This window comes from Streptomyces aureus, assembly GCF_000725495.1.
Taxonomy (GTDB): domain Bacteria; phylum Actinomycetota; class Actinomycetes; order Streptomycetales; family Streptomycetaceae; genus Streptomyces; species Streptomyces aureus_B.
The window spans coordinates 1-401 of record NZ_JNZD01000087.1 but is presented as its reverse complement, the minus strand read 5'-3'; the positions used below and the strand labels follow the sequence as shown (position 1 = coordinate 401).

At 58.9% G+C, this 401-nt stretch carries 1 rRNA gene; it reads left to right on the top strand.

From position 1 onward, the window contains the following. Positions 1 to 84: ribosomal RNA gene (locus IO36_RS36080) — 16S ribosomal RNA — on the top strand; the annotation flags it as partial. Positions 85 to 401 lie beyond the last annotated feature (317 nt).

The following is a 401-nucleotide window of genomic DNA, read 5'->3' as shown; positions in this document are numbered from 1 at the left end:
GAGCTGTCGAAGGTGGGACTGGCGATTGGGACGAAGTCGTAACAAGGTAGCCGTACCGGAAGGTGCGGCTGGATCACCTCCTTTCTAAGGAGCATCTAGGCCGCCAAGCTTGCTTGGTGGTCCAGGGCCATTACGTCGGCAAACGTTCGACGGTGGTTGCTCATGGGTGGAACGTTGATTATTCGGCACGATCCGGTATGGATCAGGCGCTAGTACTTCCCCTCGGGGAGTGGAACGCTGATCTGGTCAACCGATCGTGTCGGGCACGTTGTTGGGTGTCTGAGGGTACGGCCGATATGGCTGCCTTCAGTGCCGGCCCCAGTGAACTCCGGTTTCGACCGGGGGTGATGGGTGGTTGGTCGTTGTTTGAGAACTGCACAGTGGACGCGAGCATCTGTGGC